Genomic DNA, 25,793 nt, shown 5'->3' with positions numbered 1-25,793 from the left:
GACTGTCTATCACCGTGTTCCGGCATCCGGACAGCGATTTTCACAGCCGACACGGGGAGCGCGAGGCACGGGCCGCGTGCCTCGGACGACGCGGTGTCCTCATTCTCTGAAACGATCAGTAAACGGGGCTGGCGAGGTGGCTGTGTCGGTCGGCCGACGCCGTTACTCAGGTTGAATGAACCGTTCCGGGTTCGGTAGAGACCTCAGATGTTGGTTGTGACCTGGGGTTTCGTGGTGCTGAGGTAGTGGTTGGCTTCGTATTCGGCGGGCGGGATGTGCCCTATCTCACCGTGGAGCCGGGTGTGGTTGTACCAGTCGGTCCATTCGGCGGTGGCCAGCTCGACCTGGGCGAGGGATCGCCAGGGTCGCTGCGGTTTGATCACCTCGGTTTTGAACAGGCCGATCGTGGACTCCATCAGCGCGTTGTCGTACGCGTCGCCGACCGATCCGATCGATGCGGCGATGCCGGCCTTCTCCAAGTGCTCGGCCAGCGTGAAGGACGTATATTGCGAACCCGCGTCCGAGTGATGAACCAACTCGCCTGGCAGGGGCGGGTGTTGGTCTCGGTCGCGTTGCCACAGTCCCATGTCCAGGGCGTCCAGGACGAGCCGGGTCTGCTTCGTGGTCGAGGCGGACCAGCCGACGATGCGGCGGGAGAAGGTGTCCACGACGAAGGCGACGTAGACGACGCCGCAGAACGTGGCGACGTGGGTGAAGTCGGCGACCCAGCAGCGGTTCGGTGCGGACGCAACGAAGTCGCGGTCGACCAGGTCCGGCGCCCTGGGCTCGGAGGGATCCGGGATCGTGGTGATCACCTTCTTTCCTCGGACGGCGCCGGTGATGCCGAGCTCGCGCATCAGCCGTTCGACGGTGCAGCGGGCCACGGCATGGCCCTGGCGGTTCAGGTGCCGCCAGATCTTCCTCGCGCCGTAGACGCGGTAGTTGGCGTCGTATGCCTCCTGGATCAGGGTCTTCAGCTCGGTGTCGCGAACGGTGCGGGTCGAGGGTGCCTGCCGGCGCTTGTGGTGGGCGTAGTAGGTGGACGGGGCGATCTTGCAGTCGTGCTCGGTGAGGACACGGCAGATCGGCTCGACTCCGCCGAAGCGGTCCCGGTGCTCGTCGATGAACGCTACGAGCGTGTGTGTGGCCGGTCGAGCTCGGCCGCGAAGAAACTCGCCGCCGCCTTCAGGATCTCGTTCGCCCGCTTCAGTTCGGCGATCTCCTTCTTCATCGCCTTGACCTGCGCGGACTCCTCCGTCGTCGTCCCCGGCCGGGTGCCGGCATCGATCTCGTCCTGGCGGACCCACTTGCGCAGCGTCTCGGTCGTGCCGATGCCGAGCTTCGCGGCGACCGCCTTCATCGCGGCCCACTCGGTGTCGTAGTCGGGCCGCACCTCGGCGACCATCCGCACTGCACGACGGCGCAGCTCAAGCGGGTACTGGGAAGGACGTGCCATGACTCGATCCTCTCAAATGATCGAGTCCCTACCGAACCCGGAACGGTTCAGAACTCGCGTTGTCGGCGGACGAGGGATGGCTGCGCCATGCTCGTCTGCGTGATCGATGTCCCGAATGATGGCTGGTCGTTCACAACGGCGCGCGAGCCGGCCCGATTCGGTCGCTGTGTGGCATGTCGGCGCGACACATCACCCGCTCTCTGCACCTGTTCGTGCCCACGCTCTGCAGTCGTGTCGGCGGCCTGGGCAACGGACTGCCGTGTACTGGTGACGTCGGGCCCATGAACGCCCCGCGAGGGCCGTGCGCGTCCCCCGCAGCCGGGCACCGGGCCCGGTCGCTCGATCAGGGTCGGGTCGGCCCCTTCGGCCGGTGCCGGTGGGGAATCGTCTCCCGGGCGACCAGCCACCGCGATCGCATCTGGCCGACCAAGTCGTCCCATTGGCGGCGGATCTCGTCGTCCGGCGGGCGCTCACCCCGAGCGATGCGGTTCAGCTCGTCGCGCACCTCCCGTCCGGCTGCCGCCGACCCGACGATGACGACCATCGCGCAGAAGAGTGCGGTGAGGGTCGCGAAGACCGCGCCCACCACGCCGTAGCGGGTGGCGTAGGAGCTGAAGAGGTGGGGCAGCAGAACGGTCAGGCCGATCGAGTACACCGTCATCAGGACGGCCGCGATGACACCGAACGGCACGAGGTCCCGCCAGGCGATCCGCTTCGCGGAGAGGATCCAGCCGCCCCAGACGAGGAACGCTCCGGTGAGCGGCGCCGTGAGCAGGGACGCCGCCAGCTCGAGGCGGCCCCGGCCGACGACGGCATGGATCAGGATCGTGACCGCCAGGTACGCCACGAGGACGAGAGCCCACCGCAGGCCGTTCGGCGTGTTCCGCACGCTGAGCGGCTTGAGCTCCCAGGTCTGCTCGAACAGTCGCTGCACTGCCCTGGTGAAGCTCAGCATCGAGATCACCAGGAACAGCACGCCGAAGACTCCCAGGCCCGCCTCGGAGGGCTGGGAGAGGACCAGCATGACCGACTCCGCCCCGCCCCCGGTGAGGTCGTAGCGGTCGATGATGTGGTCCGCGACGTCCTTGGCCCCGATGGACGACAGCACGAGGCCGCACAGAATGGCCGCCGGGATCATCGCCGTCAGCGCGCTTGAGGACAGCGCCATCGAGCGGTCGAAACCCACGATGCGCTGGAAGCGGTTGGCGACGCGCAGTGCGAAAGCCGGGCGCAGCCAGAACGTCAGCGTTCTGAGGTAGCGCTCACGGTTGATCCGTGCCGTCCTGCCCTCCCTCGGTCCCGAGCCGCAATGACAACGCGAGCGTAGCCCGGCGGGCACGCACGGACCGGCTCCGACATGGGGTCGGCGGTTTCCGGCGGACGGCTCGGGCTCCGGCGGGCGGGTCAGTGGCCGGGTGAGGCGTGCGGCCTGGCTCGCATGATCTCTGTTCGCCCGCCCACGCCGGCCCACATACTCAGCCTGAACTCACCTTGTTGTGGGTGCCGACGAGCCTTGATCCTGCGTCACGACGTCGGGGTGCGAGACGTGCGAGGGAGCGGGTTGCGCCCAGGATCAACCACTACAAGAGGGGCTCGACCGGAGGCAGGGATGTGCGGGGCCGGTCATACGGGGGACCGGCCCAGCCCATCACGGGCTCCCGGTCTTTTCTACTGGTTCTCGTACAGTGCGCAGATGGTTGCCCGGCCGAGCGCGAAGAAACCCAGTGTGCCGCCGATCGCGGCAGCCGAGGCGTCGTCGTTCAGGCCCAGCTTCTCGACGCTGAGGGCGTGCACGGTGAAGACATAACGGTGCAGGCCGTGGCCGGGCGGCGGGGCGGCGCCCCCGAAGTCCTTGGTCCCGTAGTCGTTGCGGCCGTGGATCGCGCCGGGAGGCAAGCCCGGGAAGGTGCCGCTCCCGGCGCCCGCCGGAAGCCCGGTGACCTCAGCCGGGAGATCGAAGAGCACCCAGTGCCACCAACCGCTCCCTGTTGGAGCGTCAGGGTCGAAGCAGGTCACCGCGAAGCTCTTGGTCTCGGTGGGAAAGCCCGACCAACTCAGCTGCGGGGAGAGGTTGCCGCCTTCAAGAGTGTGGAGCGGGCGGAGCATGCCGCCTTCTGTCACAGAGTCGCTGGTGGCGGCGAATGCCGGGACAGGGCGCTGGAAGTCGTGCGGCAGAGGTGGCCTGGTCATGGTGGGGTCGTCTCCCGGGTTGCGGTCGATACCGGGCGGAGATTAGTGCAGCCTGCGCTGGACATGCCCGCATCTGCCGAATACCCATCTCGCGCACGGCCGGCCGATAAGATTTAAAGCCGGACATACAACAGGGCTCCGCCTTCTCAGCCGGTGCTGTAGGGGCTTGAGGTCGTGACAGGGACCTGAGCCGCATACTTCGGGCCCACGCTCGAACCGCTCGGCGGCATCCAGCCGCACCCGCTGCCGACGCTGCTGCTCCTGGGCAGTCAACCCGGCCCCCTGCGCGCACCGCACATCGATGTCATACCGCAGGGATCAACGACCATCGGCGCCTACGACAAGACGAGTTCAATCTGAGTAGTCCGAGCGCAATGCAAGAGGAATCGGTGGCTCGTTTCTATGACCAGATCCGGCAGTCCCGTCCGGTGTCGACCGCTCCGCAACTCGCCGACGCCCAACGGCCGAACCGTCACCTTTCAGCTGTGGGACTGGCATGACGACGGCGAACGCTACGACCTGGAGCACTTCCAGCTGATCCCGGACGGTGAGGAATGGCGCGTCAGGGTACGGCGTACTACGTGCTGGGCCCTTGCCCGGCAGCAACTGACCGGCTTGGCCACTGAGGCGGGGTTCATCGAGCCCGCGTGGGAGTCGCCCGAGACCAGCGGCTTCTTCCAGCCTGTCCTCACCGCACGGGTCCCTTGACCTCTCACGGCCTGGCCGGCGCAGCTCACTCGGTCTCACTCCTGTTGCCGCGTACGCGTCGCACGAGGTCGTCGGCGGCTTCCGGCCACTCGGAGTAGTCGAAGGTGAAGCCCGCTTCGAGTAGGCGGCCAGGGGTGACGCGGCGGCTCTTGAGCAGGAGTTCGGTGTCCGAGCGCAGTGCGAACGCGCCGAGCTCGGCCATCCACTTCGTCGCGGCCAGACCCACCGGGATGCCCCAGGCGGCGCGCAGGGTACGCATGAACGCTCGCTGCGGCAGAGCGGCAGGGGCGGAGAGGTTCACCGCCCCGGTGATGTCGTCCCGGTCGGCCAGGAACTCCACCGCGCGGACGAAGTCGCGGTCGTGGATCCAGGACACGTACTGCCGGCCCCCCGCGACCGGGCCGCCGAGGCCGAACCGCGCCAGCCGCAGCAGGACGTCGAAGGCGCCGCCGCGATCCGGGCTCATCACCATGGCGGAGCGCAGGGCGACCTTGCGGGTGTACGGGGTTTCAGCCCGCTCCTGCGCCTGCTCCCAGGCTTTGGCGATCTCGATGCTGTACGCCCAGTAACCCGGGATCTCTGGCTCGGTGCCGCCGAGCACGCCGGTCGCCTCGTCGTTGGGTACGTCGAAGCTGTGGGCATAGATGGTGGCGGTGCTCATCTGCAGCCAGACCCGGGGAGGCCGGGCGGCGGTTGCGATCGCCTTGCCCACGACCTGGGTCGAGTGCACACGCGAGTCCATCATGGCCCGCAGGTTGGCTGTGGTGTAGCGGCAGCTGACGCTGCGACCGGCCAGGTTGATCACGACGTCGCTGTTGTCGATCGTCTCGGCCCAGGGGCCCAGGGTCTCGCCGTCCCAGTGGACTTCGCGCTCGCGCACCGGCCGTCTGGTCAGGACCACGACCTCGTGGCCTGCGGCCGTCAGCGCGCGGTTCAGGATCGTGCCCACCTGCCCGGTTCCCCCGGGTATGACAATCCTCATCAGGCTCCCCCTCTGGTGCGTGAGATGAGACTAGCGCACAAGTTGAACGTGTTCAAAAGTTCCTGCGCTCGCATCGGGCGGATGGGGGCGGCCGCCCGGCGAGGTTTTGCGGTCAGTGCGGTGTCAGGGCGCGATCAGGGGGATGAGGGAGAGTCATGTCTGTGCACAGGGAGCCCGCAGGATGCGGGGTTCAGGGTGCGGGAAGCGGCTCGCGGCTGTTTCCGTTGGGAGAGGTGCCCGGAGTGGTTTATCGGGGATCAGGGCTCTGGCTCTGGTCGGGTGCAAGCCCGCGCAGGTTCGAATCCTGCCTTCTCCGCCCAACCGACTGAGTGGCTTGCGCTGTTCGCCAGAAGTGCCGATCCGGTGATCCAGCACTACCGGCAACTCGCCGCCGACCCGTCCGCCCCGTCGTCCGGCTCGGCGGAACCTACCGCCGGCGCTGCCCACTCCCGCAGTCGTCGAGAGAAATGGCGGGCGGGTGACCTCGCGTCAGCCCGCGGTGTCCCGGCGGCTCGTCGCCAGGTAGCCGACCAGGGCAAGGATCACGAGGGTCCAGGTCAGCGTGACCGGCCCGAGCCCGAGGTTCAGGCCCCCGCGGGCGTGCGGGACGGCCATCCAGTCGGCGAAGGAGGCGCCGAGCGGGCGGGTGAGCACGTACGCCCACCAGAAGGCCGCGATCGCGCCGAACCCGAACCGGGAGTGGGCGACGGCCGGGACGGCGATCAGTCCGGCGAATGCGAACCCGGAGGCGAGGTAGCCCAGGCCGAAGGTGGTGGCGGTCAGGTCGCCGACGGCGGTGCCGAGCGCGAAGGTGCCGAGCACGGTGGCCCAGTAGAACGCTTCGCGGCGCGGGGTGTTGATGCTGTGGACGGAGAGCGTGCGCTCCGTCGCGTACCAGGTGCCGAAGACCGTCGCGAGCGCGAGCAGGAAGAAGGGGGTCGCCACCAGGTACGGCACGTGGAGACCGACGTGCATCACGTCGGCTGCCATGGTGCCGAAGACACTGACCATGACGACGGTGGTCCAGTAGACCCACGCCACGTACCGGCGGACACTGAACTGCACCGCCAGGCAGGCCACGAAGCCCACTCCGCCGAGCGCCACCGCGATCATCGGGTCCATCACGTGGGCCAGGAAGTCAGAGGCGGTCTCACCCATCCCGGTGGTCAGCACCTTGATGATCCAGAACAGTGCCGTCACCTCCGGAACCTTGTTCATCGCCTGCCTGACGGGGGCTGACGGGGCGTTCTGTTGGAGTTGGGCTGTCGTCATGGACGGCAGGATGGCACAGCGTGTCAACGTCTACAAGCTTGTAGACAGACTCCGAAAATCGCACTACGGTGTACCGGAACCGACCGTGCCCACACGCGCTCGCGCTGAACGCCGTCACGCCTTCTGGGTCGCCTGCGTGCTGACGCGCCCGCTCGGGATGCGGTGTGATTGGCTACGCCGTATGGGTCTCACGCGAGTGTTCCCCGGGTGCACGTGCGTACAGCCGAGCTGTTTCGGTGGGGATGCCGGGCGGCATCCCGCCGTCCGATCGGGGGGTGGGTCATGAGTGTCCGCCGCGCGCCGTCCGAGTCCGGTCGTATCCCGACACCGAAGGCAGTGCCCCCCTTCGACCCCGAACTGAGCGTCGTGCTGGCGGCCTTGGGCAAGGAGTCAAGGGAGCCGGTCACCCCGGACAGTCTTGAGGCCCGGCAAGAGCGGGATGCCGCGACCCGGCCCAGGCCAACGGCCGAGGACCTTCGCGCCGATGGCCGTTTCGAGGTGGCGGAGTTCTGTGTACCGGGACCGCCGGACGGACCGGACGTCACGCTCGTGAGCGCGCGGCCGTCCGGGCTCGTCGGGCCGCTGCCTCTGCTGTACTACATGCACGGAGGCGCCATGGTCATGGGCAACGCGTGGTCCGTGCTTCCGCGGATTCTTCGCGAGTGGGCCCTCCCGCTGGAGCTGGCTGTCATCTCGGTCGAGTACCGGTTGGCGCCGCGGACGCAGTACCCGGGACCGCTGGAGGACTGCTACGCCGGACTCGTCTGGGCGGCCGGGCACGCGACCGAACTGGACATCGACGCGGACCGCATCATCATCGGAGGGAAGAGTGCCGGCGGCGGGCTCGCCGCGGCCCTCGCCCTGCTGGCCCGTGACCGCGGCGGTCCCGGGCCACTGGGGCAACTTCTGCTGTGCCCGATGCTCGACGACCGCGGCAACACCTTCTCCAGTCATCAGATGACGGGCCTCGGCGTGTGGGACCTCACCTCCAACGCGACCGCGTGGAAGGCAGTGCTGGGTGACCGCTACGGTGCTGCGGACCTGCCGCCCTACGCGGCCCCCTCCCGCGCCACGGACCTCTCCGGCCTCCCCCCGGCCTACATCGACGTCGGGTCGGCCGAGATGTTCCGGGACGAGGACGTGGCTTACGCGAACGCGATCTGGCAGGCCGGCGGCCAGGCTGAACTGCATGTATGGCCCGGTGCCTACCACGGCTTCGACGGCTTGGCACCGCAGGCGGCCCTCAGCCAGGACGCACGCAACGCCCGTACCCGCTGGCTCCAGCGGCTCCTCGCGCAGTCCGGCACGAGGAACCGACCTGCCGGATGAGCGGGTTCCGGGCGTACACGGGGCTCACCGCGTGCCCTGCGGCCGGTGCCACAAGTCCGGTTGCCGCCGGCAGTGCGCCCTCACCCGGCAGTTGACCCGGCACGCTGCGGCCCGCCGGCCCTCGTTCGTTCAGAAGGCGCTGCCCAGTGCCGTACCCACGGCCGTGTGCAACCGCTCATAGGTGGGGGCGAGTTGCCGCAGCTGCGCTGCTGCGGCCTGGTCGTCGCCGTGCACCAGCGGATACTGCAGACTGCCCAGGATCCGGGCCTGGCGCTGTGCGATGGAGGCCGCGCGCGACAGTCCCAGCTCTTCCAGGCACATCGCCGCGTCGTTCAGACGGCGTGCTCCCACGCGGACGCCGAACGCGGTGAGCAGCGTGCGGATGCCGGGGGGCGCGCCCTGGGCGACCATGTCGGCGAGCGTCTCGACGGCGGCCGCTCCACCCAGTGAGCCGGGCGGCATGGGCAGGTCGTCACGGCCGGCCAGCCACCGCTCGGCTCCCGGCAGCGACTGCCTCAACGCGTCGACAGGAGTGACCCTGCGCCGGCGCACGAATCCGGTCCGCAGCACGAACGGGGCGTCGATGTAGCTGATCGCCTTCGCCTCCCAGGCGGAGAGGAAAGCCTGCGTGGGCAGGGTCGCGTACGGGTGACCGTGGGGGTCGTGGAGTTCGATGCTGTCCTGGTCGGCAGCCAGCACCACGACGTAGTGGTCACCGCCGTCGGCGTTCGGTGTGCCGGGCTGATACAGCAGCAGGCCCATGTCCACCGGCCCGACCAGGACCGGCCCCCGCGAGCAGCCGGTCCGCAACCGTTGCAGCGCCTCGGCCGGCGTCCCGCCGTCGCTGCGCTCACAGCTCCAGCCCAACAGGGCGATTGCGGCGTCGAGGCCGACCTCGGGGTGCCAACCGTAGGGATCGAACAACGGCAGGGAACCGCCGATGAGCTGGGCGCCGAACGGTGAGCCCGTCAGCGTCTCGATGACTGCGGTAGAGGGAGACTCCCCACCCAGCATCATGGCCAGCGAGTTCGTGTAGCAGTAGGGGCCGGAGCCGACGTAGCCGAGCACAAGGAACCCTTCGTGGAGACAGAGGTGATCTTCGCCGGCGGATTGCCGGGCAGGTGGGAGCAGTCAACCCCCTCACACAGTGTCAGGGTCAACTCCCACCTCAGCCCTCACGCCGCCGGCCGGCCCGGCGCCCCGAGAGCAGGTGACGACCGGAAAGGCCGATCGGCTTCGCGACTGGCGATGACACCTCACCCGAACCTCCCCTCATCACAACCCGATTCACGCCCTAGTACCCGCTTCCGAGGCTGCCGTTGCTGTCGCCGCTCCCGCCGGAGTCGGCCGGCCAGTACGTGTTCTGCCCGCCCGAACTGTCGGTTGTCCGGGAGTGTTTCGCCGGAGGACGCCACAGGAGTTCTCCCGGGCCCGTGCAGCCGGGCAGGAAGAGATCAAGCGCCGGCCGGCCGTGCCGGGCCACTGCCTGGACGATGTCCTGCGGCGCGGCGCGGGAGGCCTCGAGGCCCTCTGGTGGCAGCGGGTGCCGGGCGCGGGTTTCGCGCAGGAGTTGGCGTCGGAGCCGCGCGTCGGGCTTTGTGCCGGCAAGCCGGGCCGAGCCTGCCAGCAGCCCCGCGACGGCGGCACAGGCGAGGACAACGGACAGGTCGGCGAGGGCGAATCCGGCGGCCGATGCCGCTGCCAGCAGGAGCGCGGAAGCGCCGGCGCGCCGGCCGGCACCTCGGACCAGTCCGCGTTCCAGGGCGGCGGAGCGGACGTGGCCCAGGGACGTGCGGACCTCTGCGCGCTGTGCCAGGTCCTCGAGGCGGACGGGCGTGGCGAAGGTGGGCAGGACGCTCGCCAGGATGGGATCGGCCGGGACGCCCTCGGAACCTGTACGGCGAATGCGGCCGTCCGGTCCCCTCTCGATCAGCCCGTCCAGGTACAGGGCCACCACCGCTGTGGTGGTGAACGCGCGGGCACCACCACGCAACCAGGCGAGCTGTAAGGCCGTCAGGTCATCGGCCTTGTCCGGTCGCGCCCGGGCCGGCCACCGCAGGAGCCCAGCGGCGGCAGCCGTCGCCGCACCGGTCAGGAAGAGCAGCACCCACCGCATCGCGTACCCCCCGTGTACAGGGAGCCGGTTACGGCCCCGGGGCGGCCACGGTAGTACGTCCGGTGGCGTGAGGGATATGACTGAACCGGACGCGGAGGAGGGCGGAGGAAAGGTCAGCCAGAACCGGCCGTGCGCGGTTCGAGCGTCATGCGGAGCGAGGAGGGCATCAGGGTGGTCCGCATGACGGGCCGGACGGGACGCCGGTCCGCAGGCCGCAGGTGCCAGCGGGCCGTGATCGTGGCCAGCGCAATGGTCGCCTCGATGAGACCGAAGGAGTCGCCGATGCACTTGCGCCGTCCGGCACCCAGCGAGAACAACCCCTTGCGCTGGACCGGGGTCACCCGCTCGGGCAGCCAGCGGTCCGGATCGAAGCGCCCGGGCTCCGCGAAGACCTGCGGATCGCGGTGGAGGGCGTACACGCAGAAGAGCACGTCGCTGCCGGCGGGGATCGGCGTCCCGGCCAGTTCCACATCGGTGGTGGTGGCCCGCGACAGCAGGGCGGCCGGCGGGTAGAGCCGCATGGTCTCGGTGAGCACGTACCTGCAGTAGGGCAGCCGTACCAGGTCCTGGTGGTCGGCGGTCCTTCCGCCCAGCACCGTCTTCACCTCCGTCTCCAGTCTCCGGCGGACCCCGGGATGCCGGGACACCAGGTGGAGTGCCCAGGAGAGCAGACTGGCGGTGGTCTCGATGCCCGCGAGGAGGACCGACATGATCTGGTCGCGGATCTCGACATCGCTCAGCCCCGACCCGTCCTCCTCGCTGCGGGCCTCCATGATCAGTGACAGCAGATCCCCGTGGCCCGCACCGCTGCGCCGGTACTGGGTGACCACCTGGTCCACGGCCTCGCGCAGCCGGGCCCGGGTCCGTTCGAAGCGCCGATTGCCGGGAGTCGGCACCTGGTGCACCCAGGGGACGGGAATGAACACGCGCCGGTGAAGCGCCGGAAGGAGCAGCGGCAGCCCGCGCTCCACCTCCGCCGCGGCCTGGGCACCCTCCTTCGACGTGACCAGGGTGCGGGTCGCCACCAGTGCGGTGATGCGCCGCATCTCCTGGTCGAGCGCCAGCGTGCTGCCCGCCTGCCACGCACCGCTGACCTCCTCCGCGCAGGCGCTCATCACCGCGGTGTAGCGAGGCAGCACCGACGGCTGGAACGCCGGTTGCATCAGCGGGCGTTGGCGGGCGTGGTCCCCGGCCGAGCACGTCGCCAGCCCGTTCCCCGCCAGGCTCCGGACCGCGTCGAAGAACAGCCCGCCCTTGTCGAAGTCCCGGTACCCGCCCACCAGCATGCTGCGGACCAGCTCCGGGTCGGTGACCAGGTACGCCGTGTGCGGACCGAGGCGGATGCCCACCACCGGGCCCACGCCCCGCTGCGCGGTGAAGAACTCCATCGGGTCGCGCAGCAGTCGCCCCGCATGGCCGACCAGCGGCAGCGCCCCGGGCGCGATGACAGGTGGTGAGAGCGGCAAGGTGTGCCTCCTGTGCGGTCAGCGACTGTCGGGCGGGCCGGTCGGAGTGGTCCTGGGCACGCGGCGGCCCCAGGGGGGCGGACGCTACAGCGGCCGGATCTGTCTCCCTGCGGCGCCGATGAGATGCGCCGGGGCGTCGCCGACGGGTGGCGTCCCCTGTGTGACACCCGGTTCTCATAGCAGCATGGCGACGGGGGAGCCCGGTACCGCGCCTCCGGGGCGTACGGAAGCATACGAACCGTCCACCCCCCGCCGCACGCCCGCCATGTACACCAAGGGCTGCCCGCTCCCGTGCCGGGCAGGTTTGGCTGATCGCCGAGCGGGACCGTCACCCGGCTCGGTGCTCACCATCTGGCGCAGGGCCAGGCGGTCCGGGCACGCCGTCAGGCCGAGGTCCACGGCGAGTGCGGGAAGGGTCGCGGAGGCCGACAACGCGTCGGGCCCCTGAGCGCTCGGTCGGAGAGAGCCCTGCGACAGGGTTCAGGCGGTGACCTGTCGTCGGGTGAGGACGCTCGGCCTGCGGTACCGGTGATCACGACCCCGACCGCCGCAGCCGAGGCCCCCAGGAGTCCTTCGGCGCACGGTCATCCCCGGAGCCGGCCCTCGACCCAGTCGTGGAAGGCCCGGATGTGGTGCTCGCTGGGCACCAGCACGCCGCCCGCGGCGTAGGCGCGGGAGTCCATCGCGGGCTGGCAGCGCTCGCACGCGTCGAAGTCCTGCATGTTGACCCGGTGGAACAGTTCGACCGAGCGGCTGAGGTCCTTTCCCGAGTCGACGACCTCCTTGAGGAAGAGCCAGTCGCACTCCAGCACCGTGTGGTCCGCGGCGAGCGGGTACATCCGAAGGACGATCACGTGGTCGGGCACCAGGTTGATGAACACCTGCGGCTTGACGGTGATCGCGTAGTACCTGCGGTCCTGGTCCTGCGAGACGCCGGGGATCCGCTCGACGCCCGGACTGCCGTCGACGGTGAATCCCTCTGCCTCGGCGGCGAACTCGGCACCGTGCCCGACGTAGTACTGCGCGGCATAGCCGTCCGCGAACTCCGGTAGGACCTCGGTGAGTTCGGGGTGGATGGTGGCGCAGTGGTAGCACTCCATGAAGTTCTCGACGATCAACTTCCAGTTGGCGCGCACCTCGTAGTGGAGGGTACGGCCCACGGCGAGCTCGTCCGCCTGGTAGTGCTCGATGGCCCGCGGGTCACCGAGCCGCTCCGTCGCGGCCCCGATCACGTCCTCCTCGAAGGACGGCGGATCGGCCGCCAGGCACACCCAGACGTAGCCGAGCCACTCCCGGACGTGCACCGGGATCAGTCCGTAGGCCGTCCGGTCGACGTCGGGCATGCTGGTCAGGTTGGGCGCGGCCACCAGCTTGCCGTCCAGGCCGTACGTCCAGGCGTGGTACGGGCATTGGAAGGCTCGCTTGACCTCGCCGGACTCCTCCGTGCACAGCCGCGCGCCGCGGTGGCGGCAGATGTTGAGGAATGCCCTGACGGAATGGTCGCGGGAGCGGGTCACCAGGACGCTCTCCCGCCCGACCTGGACGGTGCGAAAGTTGCCGGGCGCGGCCAGGTCGGATGCGCGGGCGGCGCAGAACCACATCTGCTCGAAGATCTTCTCCTGCTCCAGCGCGAAGACCTGCGGGTCCGTGTACGCGGAACCCGGCAGAGTGCGGATCAGGCTGGCCGGGAGCTCGGTGCTGGTCACCTGGGTCTGCCTTTCGTCGGGAGGGGTGCCGGTCAGCGGCGGATGCAGGCCATCTCGGGGTCGAAGAGCGGTTCGGCGGCGACGGTCGCAGGCAGCCGCTCGCCGAAGTACGCGATCTCAACCCTGGTGCCGGGTGCGGTACTTGCCTCGGGAAGCCATGCGTAGGCAATGGACCTGCCGACCGTGTACCCGTACGCCGCGCTGGTGACGTACCCGGCAGGTGACCCGGCGGCGTACACCGGCTCCTTGCCCATCACCACCGCGTGCGGGTCGTCCAGTACCAGGCAGGTGAGGCGGCGCGAGGGCTCGCTTGCGGAAGCGGCGAGCAGCGCGTCCCGTCCGGTGAAGGGGCCCTTGTCCAGTCGGACGGCGAAGCCGAGACCCGCCTCGTACGGGTTGTGCTCGGCGGTCAGGTCGGTGCCCCAGGAGCGGTAACCCTTCTCCAGGCGCAGGCTGTTGAAGGCACTGCGCCCGGCGGCGACCGCGCCGAGCATCCGGCCCTCCTCCCACAGCGTGTCCCACAGGCGCAGGCCGTTGTCGGCGCTGGTGTACAGCTCCCAGCCGAGCTCGCCGACGTAGCTGACCCGCAGCGCGGTGACCGGGACCTCGCCGAGGCAGGCCTGCTTCGCCTTGAAGTAGCCGAAGCCGCGGTGCGAGAAGTCGGCTGTGGTGAGCGGCTGGACGAGGTCGCGGGCGAGCGGGCCCCACACGCCGATGCAGCAGGTCCCGGCGGTGATGTCGCGGATCTGCACGGTGCCTCCCCCAGCTACCGCTGGGAGGTGCCCCCATGCAGGGAGCAGCCGGGTGAGCGACTCCAGGTCGAGCGGGCTGTTGGCCCCGACCTGGAATCGGTGCTCCGCCAGCCGTGCGACCGTCAGGTCGCTCAGCACACCGCCGGACCGGTCCAGCAGCAAGGTGTACGTCACCGAGCCGACGGGCTTGTCGAGCTGGTTGCTGGTGGCGGCCTGGAGCAGGGCGAGCGCGCCGGGGCCGGTGACCTCCAGGCGGCGGAGCGGGGTCATGTCGAAGAGGCCGACGCGTTCGCGGGTGGCCAGCGCCTCGGCCCCGGCGATCGGCGACCAGTAGCGGGAGGCCCAGGCGCCGCGCGGCGGGATGCGGGATACGGCGGGCAGGCCGGCGTTGGCCTGGTACCAGTGCGGGCGCTCCCAGCCGCCCGCCTCCAGGAAGACCGCGCCGAGCTCGCGCTGCCGCTGGTGGAAGGGGCTCACCCGCAACGGGCGCGGCTCCTCGGCGGGTTGCAGCGGGTGCAGGATGTCGTAGACCTCGACGAAGTTCTGGCAGCTGCGCCGGTGCACATAGGAGGGGGCGAGCTGGACCTCCTCGAAGCGGTTGACGTCGCACTCGTGGACGTCGGTGCCGGCCCGGCCGTCGACCAGCCACTCGGCCATGGCGGCGGCCACGCCCGCGGAGTGGGTGACCCAGACCGCCTCGGCGACCCAGAAACCGCGCAGCTCCGGCGCTTCGCCCATCAGCGGGAAGCCGTCCGGGGTGAAGGAGAAGATTCCGTTGAAGCCCTCCTCGACCTTGGTGCGGGAGAGCGCGGGGAGGAGTTCGCAGGCGTCCTGCCAGGAGGGTGCGAAGTCCTCCTCGGTGAACGGCAGCATCGACGGCATGACGCCGCCAGGCGTCATGCCGTCGAGGTCGACCGGCATCGGGCGGTGGGCGTAGGAGCCGATGCCGATGCGGTCGACGTGCTCGCGGAAGTACAGGTCGCGGTCCTGGTGACGGAGGATCGGGAGCAGCGCCTCGTCGGCCTCGGTGGCATGCGCCCGGGCGAGTGCGGGTACCGGGGTGGTCCTGGCGTACTGGTGAGCCATCGGCACCAGGGGCAGGGTCAGCCCGGCCATCCGGCTGATCCTCGGCCCCCAGAAGCCGGCGCAGGAGACCACGATGTCGGCGGCGAAGGTGCCCCGGTCGGTGACCACGGCGGTGACCCGGCAGCCCGAGGAGTCGAGGCCGGTGACGGTGTGGTGGGGGAGGAACCGGGCGCCGCGCGCCATCGCCCGCCGGGCCTGCGCCTCGGCGGCCCTGACGGCCTTGGCGAGGCCGTCGCCCGGGGTGTGGAAGCCGGCCAGGACCTGGTCGCGGTCGAGGAGCGGGTGCAGCTCGGCGCACTGCTCGGGATCGAGCAGGCGGCCTTCGACGCCCCATGCGGTGGCGTATCCGTGACGGCGCTTCAGCTCCTCGACGCGCTCCGGGGTGGTGGCCACCTCGAGGCCGCCGACCCGGCGGAAGCACCACTGTCCGTCCAGCTCAAGGCCGCTGTACTTGTTCACGGTGTAAGCCGCGAACTCGGTCATGGTCTTCGACGCGTTGGTCTGGAAGACCAGGCCGGGGGCGTGCGAGGTGGAGCCGCCGGTGGCGAACAGGGGGCCCTGCTCCAGCACCGTGACATCGGTCCAGCCGCGCGCGGTGAGCTCCTCGCTCAGTGCGCAGCCGACGATTCCGGCGCCGATCACTACGACTTTGGGGCGGGCTGTCATCCCTGGGTCCGTCCTCTCGGGAGGTAGGCCGCAGTTGCGCATTATGCAAAACAGTTCGCTATGGGGAACAGGTTCGAGGCCGGGATCGGGGCTGTCAAGACGGCGTCGTCAACTTGCGGGCGTTTACGACGGATTAACGCAGCTGTATTGACGTCGATGGGTCCGGCTCCCATGCTGGGGCGGCATCGAGTTGCGAATGAAGGCAGAAGTCTCGTATCACGCAACTCATGTCAGGAGGCGGTGGCGTGCGCCCAATCAGTAACCCGAACTCCATGCTGATCAGCGGCTCTTGGGCCACCGCCCGGGACGGCGGCGAGCGACGGGTCGTCAACCCGTACGACGCGAGCCTGCTGGCCACGGTCGCGGAGGCGTCGGCGACGGACGTCGAGTCGGCGGTACGCGCTGCCCGGGCCGCCTTCGACGAGGGCTCATGGGCCGCTGCCCCCACCGTCCGGCGCGCCGGCGTGCTCACCGCCACAGCCGACGCCCTGCAGCAGCACCGCGAGGAACTGGCCCTGCTGGAGACCCTCGACACCGGCAAGACCCTGGCCGAGAGCCGGATGGACGTCGACGACGCCACCGCCGTACTCCGCTACTACGCGGCGCTCGCCACCACCGACGCCGGGCGGACCGTGGACACCGGACGGCCGGACGCCGTCAGCCGGGTGGTGCACGAACCCGTCGGCGTCTGCGCGCTCATCACGCCGTGGAACTACCCGCTGCTGCAGATCTGTTGGAAGGTCGCACCGGCGTTGGCCGCCGGCAACGCGGTGGTCGCCAAGCCCAGCGAGCTCACCCCGCTGACCACCATCCGCCTCTTCGAACTGCTCCAGGAGCGGCTGGCCGAGGCCGGCGCGCCGGACGGAACGGCCAACCTGGTGCTGGGCCCCGGAGCCGTGGGTGCGGTGCTCGCCGAACACCCGATGGTGGACCTGGTCTCCTTCACCGGCGGCCTGGCCTCCGGCCGTTCGGTCATGCGCGCTGCGGCGGCGACCGTCAAGCGGGTGGCGCTGGAGCTCGGCGGCAAGAATCCCAACATCGTCTTCGCCGACGCGGACCTGGACACGGCCGTGGACTTCGCCCTCACCGCCGCCTTCCTGCACTCCGGACAGGTCTGTTCGGCGGGCTCGCGGCTGCTGCTCCACCGCAGCCTGCACGAGGAGTTCACTGCCGAACTGGCCCGCCGCGCGGACCTGATCCGGCTCGGCAGCGGCCTGGCCAAGGAGACCGAGACCGGCCCGCTGATCTCCGCCGAGCATCGCGTGAAGGTCGAGAGCCACCTTGCCGTCGCTCTCGCCGAGGGCGCGGTCCTCCGCGCCGGTGGCGGCCGCCCGACCGAACTCGGCCTCCAGGACGGCTACTTCCTGCGGCCGACGGTCCTCGACGGCTGCCGTGCCGAGATGGCAGTGGTACGCGAGGAGATCTTCGGGCCGGTCCTCACCGTCGAGACCTTCGAGGAGGAGGACGAGGCGGTGGCCCTCGCCAACGACACGCCCTACGGCCTGGCGGGCGCGGTCTGGACGCAGGACGCCGGCCGCGGTGAGCGCGTTGCCGCCCGGCTGCGGCTCGGCACGGTATGGATCAACGACTACCACCCGTACGTCCCGCAGGCCGAGTGGGGCGGGTTCAAGCAGTCCGGTACCGGTCGCGAACTCGGCCCCTCGGGCCTGCGCGAGTACCAGGAGACCAAGCACATCTGGCGCACCGTCAGCCCGGCACCGCAGCGCTGGTTCGCCGGCTGACGCAGCGCGCCGTTCTCCGAGCGCACCACCCGCAGCACCCCCGCAGCACCACCTGCAGCACCCCGCAGTACCTTCCCCCGCAGCCGTGCCCGCCCTTGGAGCGTCCCCATTGAGTGAGCGATCAGGCAACACCGGACTGACCGACGGACCCGCGCCCGCCTCCCCGCCCGGGTCGACCGGCGACGACAGCCGCGACCTCGCGCGCTTCGGCTACCGCCAGGAGTTGGAGCGATCGCTCGGTTCCTTCTCCAGTTTCGCCGCCGGCTTCAGTTACATCTCCATCATGACCGGCGTCTTCCAGCTCTTCGGCTTCGGCTTCGGCTCCGGCGGACCGGCCTTCATCTGGACCTGGCCGCTGGTCTTCTTCGGCCAACTCGCCGTCGCCCTCTGCTTCGCCGAGATGTCCGGGCAGTTCCCGCTGGCCGGCGGCGTGTACCAGTGGTCCAAGCAGATCGCCCGCCCCGCCACCTCCTGGATGTCGGGCTGGATCATGGCCATCGGGTCGATCGTCACGGCGGCCGCCGTCGCCGTCGCGTACCAGATCATCCTTCCGCAGGTCTCGTTGGCCTTCCAGATCGTCGGCGGCGCCGACGACGCCGGACTGACCACCACGCCGAACGGCGCCAAGAACGCGATCCTGCTCGCCCTCGGCCTGGTGGTGTTCACCACCGTGGTCAACCTCATCGGCGTCCGCCTGATGGCGAAGATCAACAACCTCGGCGTGGCCGTCGAGCTCATCGGCGTCACCCTGCTGATCGTCATGCTCGCCGTGCACATCCACCGCGGTCCGCAGGTCATCCTGCAGACCCAGGGCACCGGAGCCGGCCACTCCTGGGGCTATCTCGGGGCCTTCCTGGTCGCGTCCCTGATGAGCGCTTACGTCTTCTACGGCTTCGACACCGCCGGCTCGCTCGCCGAGGAGACCAGGGAGCCGCGCCGCCACGCCCCGCGCGCCATCGTCCGGGCGATCACCGCCGCCTTCATCGCGGGCGGACTGCTGATGCTGGTCGGCATGATGGCCGTGGGCGACGTCAACGCCAAGGAGCTGGGCACCCTGGGCATGCCCTACCTCATCAAGTCCACCCTCGGCACCGGCCTGGGCGACGCCTTCCTGGTCTGCTCGGCGATCGCCATCACGGTCTGCTGTCTGGCCGTGCAGACGGCGGCGATCCGGCTGCTGTTCGCCATGGCCCGGGACGGCCGACTCCCGTTCGGCCATGCCATCGCCAAGGTCTCCCCCCGGTCCAAGACGCCCATGGTGCCCGCCCTCCTCACCGGCGCGCTGACCATCGGCCTGCTCCTGGTCAACATCGGCAACCAGCGGGTCTTCTACATCCTCACCTCGGTCGCCATCATCCTCTTCTACATCCCCTACCTCATGGTCACCGCACCGATGCTGTTGCGCCGTCTGCGCGGTCAGTGGCCGCGCGCGGAGCACGGGACGCACTTCAACCTCGGGCGCTGGGGTACCGCCGTGAACCTGGTCGCCGTGCTCTACGGTGCGGCCATGACCGTCAACCTCGCCTGGCCGCGCGCCGCCGTCTACGGCAGCGACCACTGGTACTTCCAGTGGGGTGCCGTCGTCTTCGTCGCGGTCATCACGGCCGTGGGTGCGGGCGTCTACCTCGCCCGGCGGGGGAGTGGCCGAGTGGCCGAACCGCTGCCCGACGACGGCCTGGTCGGCGAGGTCTGAGGTGATGACGGGGCGTCAGAACTGCCTGGCGCCCCGCTTCAGCGGACGTACCCGAGCCGTGCCGAGATCTCCTGGGCGGCCCGCTGCACCGCCGCGGCCACCTCCAGAATGCGGGGCTCGGACAGCCGGTAGGAAGGCCCCGAGGCGCTGACCGCGGCCACCACCTGCCCGTGGTAGGCGAAGAGCGGGGCGGCGACGGCGTTGAGGCCGGTCTCCAACTCCTCGATGGTGCAGGCGAATCCCTCGGTGCGGACGTTCTCCAGCTGCCTGCGAAGCTTCCGGGGGTCGGTGATCGTCCGCGCGGTGTACGAGGTCAAGGGCTCGGCGAGGCGGCGCTCGAGTGCGGCCTCCGACAGATGGGCCAGCAGGACCTTGCCACTCGACGTGGCGTGCAGCGCCGTGCGCTGGCCCACCCAGTTGTGCGTGGTGACGGCCGAAGGACCCAGTACCTGGTCGATGTTGACGGCCGCGTCGTCGTCGAGGATCGCGATGTTGATGGTCTCGGCGACCTCTGCCGCCAAGCGTTCGCAGATCGGCCGGCTCTGCTGCGACAGGTCCAGCCGGGCCGTCGCCGCGCCCGCGAGCCGGACCAGCCCGAGGCCCAGCCGGTACTTTCCCCGCTCGCCCGGCTGTTCGACGAGCCCCCTCATCTCCAGCGCGGCGACCAGGCGGAACGCGGTGGACTTGTGAACCCCGAGCTCGGCGGCGATCTCGGTGACGCCTGCTTCGCCCCGGCGGGCCAGGAGTTCGAGGATCGTCACAGCCCTGTCGACGGACTGCACAGGGGACTCGGTCTCTCTCGACGTACCGGGCAGTCTCACGCTGTTGCTCATGGCGCAACATTATGCATCGATTCCGGCCGCGTGAAGGGGCTTTGACGGCCCTCTTGACACTGGCTCAGGGTGCCGAAACCATGGTGAAGAGTTGCGCATGTCGCATCGAGTTGATTATTACGCAACTCTGAGGGGAGGTTCCCAATGATCACGGTGTGCCGACTCGAGGACCTGCCGCCCGGCGAGGTGATCCGGGTGACCGACGGCGTCCCGGCCCCGGTCGCGGTCTTCAACGCGGACGGCGAGCTCTACGCCGTCGACGACACCTGCACCCACCAGGACGCCTCGCTGGCCGACGGCTGGCTGGAAGGCTGCCTCATCGAATGCCCCCTGCACGCAGCGTCGTTCGACCTGCGTACGGGCAGGCCGACCTGCCCGCCGGCCAAGCAGGCGCTGCGCACCCACCGCGTGAGCGTCGCCGACGGCTACGTGCGGCTGCACGTCACGGTCGGCGAACCGGCATGACCGGGCCGCGCACGATCGCGGTCGTCGGCGCCTCGCTCGCGGGCCTGAGCACGGTCCGCGCGCTGCGCGCGGAGGGCTACGACGGCTCGATCACCGTGGTGGGGGAGGAGCATCACCGGCCGTACGACCGACCGCCGTTGTCGAAGGGCTTTCTCAAGGGCGACATGGCCGCCGACGCGCTCGCGCTCGGCGACCCCGACGAGTACGGCGAGTTGGCGGCCGACTGGCTGCTGGGGGAGCGGGCGGTCCGGCTCGACACCGCGGCCCGGTCCGTCACCCTCGCCGGTGGCCGGGAGTTGCGCGCCGACGCGGTGGTCATCGCCACCGGGGCCTCTCCGCGTTCGCTCCCGGGCGCGGTGAGCCTGCGCGGTGTGCACACCCTGCGCACCCTGGACGACGCCGAGGCGTTGCGGGCGGAGCTCACCCGCGGCCGTCCGCGTGTGGTGGTCATCGGTGCCGGGTTCATCGGCGCGGAGGTGGCTTCCACCGCCCGCGCGCTGGGCCTGGACGTCACCGTCGTCGAGGCGGCCGCGGTCCCGCTGGAGCGGGTACTGGGCCGCGAGATGGCGCTGGTCTGCTCCTCGCTCCACGCCGACCACGGGGTCGAACTGCTCTGCGGCGTCTCCGTCGCAGGGTTCACCGGCGAGGACCGGGTGACCGGGGTCAGGCTCGCGGACGGCCGCCTGCTGCCCGCCGACGTCGTCCTGCTCGGCGTGGGCGTACGACCCGCGACCGACTGGCTGGCCGGTTCCGGCGTACGCGTGGACGACGGCGTGGTGTGCGACGTCGGCTGCGCGACCAGCGTCCCGGGCGTGGTGGCGGTGGGCGACGTGGCCCGCTGCCCGAACCCCTTCACCGGCCGCCACACCCGCATCGAGCACTGGACCAACGCGATGGAGCAGCCGAGGACGGCCGCCCGGACCCTGCTCTCCGGCGCCTCGGCCGGGGCTCCGTGCACCGCGCCCTACTTCTGGTCCGATCAGTACCGGGCACGGATCCAGCTCGCCGGGCACGTGGGCCCCCGGGACGAGCCGGCGGTGGTCGAGGGTGACCTCGACGGCCGCTCCTTCACCGCCGTCTACCGGCGCGACGGCCACCCGGTCGCGGTGCTGGCGGTGAACCGGCCCAAATCCTTCAACCGGCTCCGCCGCACCCTCGTACCTCACAGCCGAGGAGGCTGACGATGCGTCACCCAGGTGTTCTGAACCAGTCCCTGCACGCGCTCGACCCGGAGATCGCCGCCGCGGTCGACGCCGAGCTGCACCGCCAGCAGACCACCCTCGAGATGATCGCCTCCGAGAACTTCGCCCCCGTGGCGGTCATGGAGGCCCAGGGCTCGGTCCTGACCAACAAGTACGCCGAGGGCTACCCCGGCAAGCGCTACTACGGCGGCTGCGAGTTCGTCGACGTGGCCGAGCAGATCGCCATCGACCGGGTGAAGGCGCTGTTCGGCGCCGAGCACGCCAACGTCCAGCCGCACTCCGGCGCGCAGGCCAACGCCGCCGCCATGTTCGCGCTGATCCAGCCGGGCGACACCATCCTGGGCCTGAGCCTGGCCCACGGCGGCCACCTGACCCACGGCATGAAGATCAACTTCTCCGGCAAGCTCTACAACGTCGCCGCCTACCACGTCGACGAGAAGACCAACCTGGTCGACATGGCCGAGGTCGAGCGCCTCGCCAAGGAGCACCAGCCCAAGCTGATCATCGCCGGCTGGTCCGCCTACCCCCGCCAGCTCGACTTCGCCGAGTTCCGCCGCATCGCGGACGAGGTCGGCGCCCTCCTCATGGTCGACATGGCCCACTTCGCCGGCCTGGTCGCCGCCGGCCTGCACCCCTCCCCCGTCCCCTACGCGGACGTGGTCACCACCACCACCCACAAGACCCTGGGCGGCCCGCGCGGCGGCGTCATCCTCTGCAAGGAGCAGTGGGCCAAGAAGATCAACTCCGCGGTCTTCCCCGGCCAGCAGGGCGGCCCGCTCGAGCACGTGATCGCCGCCAAGGCCGTCGCCTTCAAGGTCGCCGCCTCCGAGGAGTTCAAGGAGCGCCAGCAGCGCACCCTCGAGGGCGCCAAGATCCTCGCCGAGCGCCTGCTCCAGGCCGACCTCACCGAGGCCGGCGTCTCCGTCCTCTCCGGCGGCACCGACGTCCACCTCGTCCTGGTCGACCTGCGCAACAGCGAGCTCGACGGCCAGCAGGCCGAGGACCGCCTCCACGAGGTCGGCATCACCGTCAACCGCAACGCCATCCCGAACGACCCCCGCCCCCCGATGGTCACCTCCGGCCTGCGCATCGGCACCCCGGCCCTCGCCACCCGCGGCTTCCAGGCCGAGGACTTCCGCGAGGTCGCCGACATCATCGCCGAGGCCCTCCTCCCCGCCTTCGACGAGGCCAAGGCCGAGGCCCTCAAGACCCGCGTCACCGCCCTGGCCGTGAAGTACCCGCTCTACCCGGACGCCTGACCTGGTCGCGGGCCGTCGCGGACACGGGCTGACGGGTCGTCATTCAGCATGCTAGGAGCGCAGGCATCTGACACCTTCTCGATCCTCTCCGATAGACAACCGGTCATCCGCACGCGACTTGACCATGCGGTTCCAGGGGCGTGGGTTCAGGCGATTCCGCGGGGCGCTGTTGACCTCCGACCGCCCGGTCGACCTGTATCCGGTCCACCCATCCCAGAAGGAGTGGTCGTCCTGTGACCGAACCCGACCCCGACGCCGAGCGGCCGAAGGCACACCGCGAAAGGCAGACCGATCACCGCCGGGACGCGAGCTAAGGGACGTCGCTACCCCGCCGAATGGCTGCCGACAGAGCCTCGGTCGATTCCACCTGAAGCGGCTTCCCGTTCAGAATGACAGCCGAGAGCGATACCGGCCCGGACCACTCCATGATCAGCCGGTCACGACCGCGGACATAGAAGTTCCGGCCCCACGCCGTGCCGAGCCCCGCGACCTCCGGAAACGCGGCACGGCTCGGCGACATCACACGCGACCACCCTTCCCGCTCGATCTCCCGATCCCAGAATCCCGGTCCAGCGAGCATCAGTCCGTCCCCTCCTGGAGGCGCGCCCGGTCTTCTTCGCAACGGTCTTGCTCGCTGCGGTGGCGCTCCGTCGCGGCATACACACTGACGGGGAATCTCACCCACGAAATGGTGATCATCTTCCTGGCGATGGCACTCGGCATCAGGCCTCCCGCCGATCAACAGCCCCTCCACCATCCCATCCCCCGCCAGCACCAACCGCCACCCGACTGAGCTCGGTCACTCCCGACCTACCGTGGGCAGTATGAGCGGGTCCAACCTCACCGCAGGCGCCCAAGGGCTCTCCGGCGCCTACGCACGCACTGTCATCCTCCTTGGTCGCTGCGGTGACGCCACTCACGCAGCTGACCGGGCACCTTCGGCCGAACACGTCGGCTGGACCAGGCCGGCCTCGTAGGCCGTGATGACCACCTGCGTTCGGTTGTTCACGTTCAGTTCGGCGAGCACGTTTCCGACATGGGTTTTTACGGTCGCCAGACTCAACCTCAGCTGGGAGGCGACGTCCTGGTTGGACAGCCCTTCTGCCATCCCTTGATCGAGGGCGCGACTTCATCGCGCACGAAGACCTCAAGATCCGCAACATGAGCAAGGGTGCCACGTCGAAGCCCGACCCCGACCACCCGGGAACCTTCCTGCCCAACGGAGCAGCCGCGAAGGCCGGACTCAACCGCTCGATCATGGATGCCGGTTGGGGGGTGTTCCTCGCGATCCTGAACGCCAAGACACCTCACGGAGCTAAGTCGTCAAGCAGCTTCGAGAAGTTGTGTGGGGAAGGCGAGGTTCTCGTCGAACAGGATGTGCTTCTGGAGACAGCAGTAGAGCTGGCCGATCATCTTGTTGAAGAGGTTTCTCTGAGCCGCGGCGTGCCAGTCCCCGGCCTCGCGCCGTCGGTCGTAATGGGCTTTGGCCCCGGGCGAGGCGGTCAGTGAGGCGAAGGCCCAGAGGTAGCCGACGTGGTTGAGCCGATCGTTCTTCACCCAGCGTCTGGTGATGCTGGACTTCTTGCCGGACGCCCTGGTGATGGGGGACGCGCCGGCGTAGGCCTTCATCCCGCGGGCGGTGGTGAAGCGGGCGTGGTCGTCCCCGATCTCAGCGAGGATCCGGGCGCCGAGCTGGGTGCCGAGCCCGGGGAAGCTCAAGATCACCTCGGCGTCCGGATGCTGAGGGAAAGCCTCTTCCACCGCCTCGGCGAGCTGGTCAGCGGCCGTGCAGGCGGCGTCCAGCTGCCGCAACAGGGCGAGCATCTGCTTGCCGAGCGCGTCCTCGACCAACGGAGGCTGGTGCGCGTAGTCGGCCCGTAGGACCTCGCGGATGCGCTCGGCGTCGGCGTCGATCCGGCGTTGGCGGCCGGCGCGCTTGAGCGCTGACCGCAGCTGCGCGAGCGACAGCCGGGCCGCGCGCGAGGGCGTGGGAGCAAGCTCCAGCAGGACGCGGGTCTCGGGGCGGCAAAGACCGTTCTGCCAGTGCAGGAAGGCGTCGATGGCGGCGGGGAAGTACTCGCGCAGGAGCGAGCGGAGCTGGTTGGCGAGCTGCTGCCGGTTCCAGACGGCGTCCTGCTGGGCGCGGGCGAGGACGGCGATGGCGCGGGCGAGATCGCTGTCCTGCGGCAGCGGCCGGTGGGCGTGCCGGTCGGTGCGGAGGATGTTCGCCAGGACGAGGGCGTCGCCGGGGTCGGACTTCTTCCGGGTCACGGAGTGGCGGTCGCGGTAGCGGGCGGCGGCCATCGGGTTGATGGCGTAGACCTGGCGCTTCCCGGTCCGAAGGACCGCGACGAGCAGGCCGCGGGAGGTCTCGATGGCGACCGGGATCGGGATGTCCTCGGTGTCGCCGTGCTCGGCGAGCAGGTCCAGCAGGATCTTGTAGCCGGCTGCGTCGTCGGTGATGTGGCGCTTGGCCAGGAGCTTGCCGTCGTCGTCGACCAGGGCGACGTCGTGCGTCCTCTCGGCCCAGTCGATGCCGCAGTAGATCAACTTTCCCTCCCCGAGTGTGGCTGTTTGCGCTGGTCACGAGCGCATGCGGGGCCACGCAGCGACCTAATTCCAGGCCTCGATCAAGGACCGGGCCGACACCTCACAAGCCGTTCGTGGCACCAGCTCACCGCACGGGCCCCGGTCTGTTCCCAGAGCTCGGACGGCTCGGGGTAAGCGAGAGATCACCGTGCGACGGGCTCGCACCACCAACTCCAACGAGTGATCAAGCAAACGGTGTTGACGCCGCTGGCGGCAGTGAAGGCGCCGGATGCCGCCGATCTTGGCGGAGACGTCGTGGCCGGGCTGAAAGAAGGCGTGCG

At 69.9% G+C, this 25,793-nt stretch carries 19 protein-coding genes, 1 tRNA gene and 1 pseudogene; 8 read left to right on the top strand and 13 right to left on the bottom strand.

The features are described from left to right. Positions 1–203: 203 nt before the first annotated feature. The 4 genes from FB465_RS00900 to FB465_RS00885 form a co-directional block, all read right to left on the bottom strand. A protein-coding gene (locus FB465_RS00900) for an IS3 family transposase (protein ID WP_145786662.1) occupies positions 204–1,456 on the bottom strand; the annotation gives its coding sequence in 2 pieces (ribosomal slippage) (positions 204–1,174 and positions 1,174–1,456; 1,254 coding nt in all). A gap of 343 nt (positions 1,457–1,799) precedes the next feature. Continuing rightward, a complete protein-coding gene (locus FB465_RS00895) occupies positions 1,800–2,795 on the bottom strand; it encodes a YihY/virulence factor BrkB family protein (protein WP_246192431.1) in 996 nt (331 codons plus the stop codon). Between the two features lie 329 nt (positions 2,796–3,124). Beyond that, on the bottom strand, positions 3,125–3,646 hold the full coding sequence (locus FB465_RS00890; RefSeq protein WP_145786660.1) for a YbhB/YbcL family Raf kinase inhibitor-like protein: 522 nt from the start codon (positions 3,644–3,646) through the stop codon (positions 3,125–3,127). Between the two features lie 733 nt (positions 3,647–4,379). Next, positions 4,380–5,336, bottom strand: coding sequence for a TIGR01777 family oxidoreductase (locus FB465_RS00885; protein ID WP_145786658.1), 957 nt, complete (start codon positions 5,334–5,336; stop codon positions 4,380–4,382). A gap of 227 nt (positions 5,337–5,563) precedes the next feature. Here FB465_RS00885 and FB465_RS35460 point away from each other — a divergent pair. Then, positions 5,564–5,652, top strand: a tRNA-Gln gene (locus FB465_RS35460). Positions 5,653–5,825: 173 nt separating this feature from the next. Here the strand turns inward: FB465_RS35460 and FB465_RS00880 are convergent. Next, complete coding sequence (locus FB465_RS00880) at positions 5,826–6,608, bottom strand: COG4705 family protein (protein ID WP_145786656.1); 783 nt, start codon at positions 6,606–6,608, stop codon at positions 5,826–5,828. Positions 6,609–6,890: 282 nt separating this feature from the next. Here FB465_RS00880 and FB465_RS00875 point away from each other — a divergent pair, with 282 nt between their 5' ends. Further along, positions 6,891–7,937 (top strand): alpha/beta hydrolase, encoded by a 1,047-nt coding sequence (locus FB465_RS00875; RefSeq protein WP_170290448.1) that lies wholly within the window; start codon positions 6,891–6,893, stop codon positions 7,935–7,937. 129 nt (positions 7,938–8,066) lie between these two features. Here the strand turns inward: FB465_RS00875 and FB465_RS00870 are convergent, their stop codons facing one another. The 5 genes from FB465_RS00870 to FB465_RS00850 all read right to left on the bottom strand — a co-directional run bounded on the left by FB465_RS00870 (position 8,067) and on the right by FB465_RS00850 (position 15,729). Then, positions 8,067–9,005, bottom strand: a complete 939-nt coding sequence (locus FB465_RS00870) for a hypothetical protein (protein ID WP_145786652.1) — start codon at positions 9,003–9,005, stop codon at positions 8,067–8,069. 226 nt (positions 9,006–9,231) lie between these two features. Then, a complete protein-coding gene (locus FB465_RS00865; RefSeq protein ID WP_145786650.1) occupies positions 9,232–10,053 on the bottom strand; it encodes a DUF2207 domain-containing protein in 822 nt (273 codons plus the stop codon). A 113-nt stretch (positions 10,054–10,166) separates the two neighbouring features. Next, entirely contained in the window at positions 10,167–11,519 is a 1,353-nt protein-coding gene (locus FB465_RS00860; RefSeq protein ID WP_145786648.1) for a cytochrome P450, read from the bottom strand. Between the two features lie 584 nt (positions 11,520–12,103). Further along, the gene (locus FB465_RS00855; RefSeq protein WP_145786646.1) at positions 12,104–13,225 is read right to left on the bottom strand and encodes an aromatic ring-hydroxylating oxygenase subunit alpha; all 1,122 of its coding nucleotides are present in this window, start codon (positions 13,223–13,225) and stop codon (positions 12,104–12,106) included. A gap of 32 nt (positions 13,226–13,257) precedes the next feature. Beyond that, positions 13,258–15,729 carry a GcvT family protein gene (locus tag FB465_RS00850; protein ID WP_145786645.1) on the bottom strand — a complete coding sequence of 824 codons (2,472 nt, stop codon included), beginning with the start codon at positions 15,727–15,729 and terminating at the stop codon, positions 13,258–13,260. Between the two features lie 272 nt (positions 15,730–16,001). Here FB465_RS00850 and FB465_RS00845 point away from each other — a divergent pair, with 272 nt between their 5' ends. After that, complete coding sequence (locus tag FB465_RS00845) at positions 16,002–17,471, top strand: aldehyde dehydrogenase family protein (RefSeq protein ID WP_145797057.1); 1,470 nt, start codon at positions 16,002–16,004, stop codon at positions 17,469–17,471. Positions 17,472–17,580: 109 nt separating this feature from the next. Beyond that, positions 17,581–19,164, top strand: coding sequence for an amino acid permease (locus FB465_RS00840; RefSeq protein WP_211785690.1), 1,584 nt, complete (start codon positions 17,581–17,583; stop codon positions 19,162–19,164). 38 nt (positions 19,165–19,202) lie between these two features. On the opposite strand, the gene FB465_RS00835 is transcribed toward FB465_RS00840, so the two are convergent. Beyond that, complete coding sequence (locus FB465_RS00835) at positions 19,203–19,997, bottom strand: IclR family transcriptional regulator (RefSeq protein ID WP_342791774.1); 795 nt, start codon at positions 19,995–19,997, stop codon at positions 19,203–19,205. Between the two features lie 144 nt (positions 19,998–20,141). Between FB465_RS00835 and FB465_RS00830 the strand changes: the two genes are divergently transcribed. From FB465_RS00830 to glyA, 3 genes are read left to right on the top strand one after another with little or no spacing between them, the layout of a single operon-like run. Beyond that, the gene (locus tag FB465_RS00830) at positions 20,142–20,462 is read left to right on the top strand and encodes a bifunctional 3-phenylpropionate/cinnamic acid dioxygenase ferredoxin subunit (protein ID WP_145786644.1); all 321 of its coding nucleotides are present in this window, start codon (positions 20,142–20,144) and stop codon (positions 20,460–20,462) included. Then, positions 20,459–21,643, top strand: coding sequence for an NAD(P)/FAD-dependent oxidoreductase (locus FB465_RS00825; protein ID WP_145786643.1), 1,185 nt, complete (start codon positions 20,459–20,461; stop codon positions 21,641–21,643). The genes FB465_RS00830 and FB465_RS00825 overlap by 4 nt, the downstream gene beginning before the upstream one ends. 2 nt (positions 21,644–21,645) lie before the next feature. Continuing rightward, positions 21,646–22,923: a serine hydroxymethyltransferase gene (gene glyA / locus FB465_RS00820; RefSeq protein WP_145786642.1), complete on the top strand. Its 1,278-nt coding sequence runs from the start codon at positions 21,646–21,648 to the stop codon at positions 22,921–22,923. 916 nt (positions 22,924–23,839) lie between these two features. Here the strand turns inward: glyA and FB465_RS00815 are convergent. Continuing rightward, positions 23,840–24,031 (bottom strand): response regulator transcription factor, encoded by a 192-nt coding sequence (locus tag FB465_RS00815; RefSeq protein ID WP_145786641.1) that lies wholly within the window; start codon positions 24,029–24,031, stop codon positions 23,840–23,842. Here FB465_RS00815 and FB465_RS36485 point away from each other — a divergent pair. Beyond that, positions 24,031–24,225 (top strand): annotated as a pseudogene (locus FB465_RS36485) (RNA-guided endonuclease TnpB family protein); the annotation flags it as partial. The gene FB465_RS00815 and the pseudogene FB465_RS36485 overlap by 1 nt on opposite strands. 21 nt (positions 24,226–24,246) lie before the next feature. On the opposite strand, the gene FB465_RS00805 reads toward FB465_RS36485, so the two are convergent. Next, positions 24,247–25,473 (bottom strand): IS110 family RNA-guided transposase, encoded by a 1,227-nt coding sequence (locus FB465_RS00805; protein ID WP_145786640.1) that lies wholly within the window; start codon positions 25,471–25,473, stop codon positions 24,247–24,249. Between the last annotated feature and the right edge of the window lie 320 nt (positions 25,474–25,793).

It is taken from the genome of Kitasatospora atroaurantiaca (assembly GCF_007828955.1).
GTDB lineage: Bacteria > Actinomycetota > Actinomycetes > Streptomycetales > Streptomycetaceae > Kitasatospora > Kitasatospora atroaurantiaca.
The sequence above is the reverse complement of the archived record's forward strand: the minus strand, read 5'-3'. Positions and strand labels throughout refer to the sequence as shown.

Bases quoted from the DNA above. Each gene is read 5' to 3' on its own strand.
- FB465_RS00890 (WP_145786660.1), bottom strand. From the start codon at position 3,646: ATGACCAGGCCACCTCTGCCGCACGACTTCCAGCGCCCTGTCCCGGCA.
- FB465_RS00885 (WP_145786658.1), bottom strand. From the start codon at position 5,336: ATGAGGATTGTCATACCCGGGGGAACCGGGCAGGTGGGCACGATCCTG.
- FB465_RS00880 (WP_145786656.1), bottom strand. From the start codon at position 6,608: ATGACGACAGCCCAACTCCAACAGAACGCCCCGTCAGCCCCCGTCAGG.
- FB465_RS00875 (WP_170290448.1), top strand. From the start codon at position 6,891: ATGAGTGTCCGCCGCGCGCCGTCCGAGTCCGGTCGTATCCCGACACCG.
- FB465_RS00865 (WP_145786650.1), bottom strand. From the start codon at position 10,053: ATGCGGTGGGTGCTGCTCTTCCTGACCGGTGCGGCGACGGCTGCCGCC.
- FB465_RS00850 (WP_145786645.1), bottom strand. From the start codon at position 15,729: ATGACAGCCCGCCCCAAAGTCGTAGTGATCGGCGCCGGAATCGTCGGC.
- FB465_RS00845 (WP_145797057.1), top strand. From the start codon at position 16,002: ATGCTGATCAGCGGCTCTTGGGCCACCGCCCGGGACGGCGGCGAGCGA.
- FB465_RS00835 (WP_342791774.1), bottom strand. From the start codon at position 19,997: ATGAGCAACAGCGTGAGACTGCCCGGTACGTCGAGAGAGACCGAGTCC.
- FB465_RS00830 (WP_145786644.1), top strand. From the start codon at position 20,142: ATGATCACGGTGTGCCGACTCGAGGACCTGCCGCCCGGCGAGGTGATC.
- FB465_RS00825 (WP_145786643.1), top strand. From the start codon at position 20,459: ATGACCGGGCCGCGCACGATCGCGGTCGTCGGCGCCTCGCTCGCGGGC.
- glyA (WP_145786642.1), top strand. From the start codon at position 21,646: ATGCGTCACCCAGGTGTTCTGAACCAGTCCCTGCACGCGCTCGACCCG.
- FB465_RS00815 (WP_145786641.1), bottom strand. From the start codon at position 24,031: ATGGCAGAAGGGCTGTCCAACCAGGACGTCGCCTCCCAGCTGAGGTTG.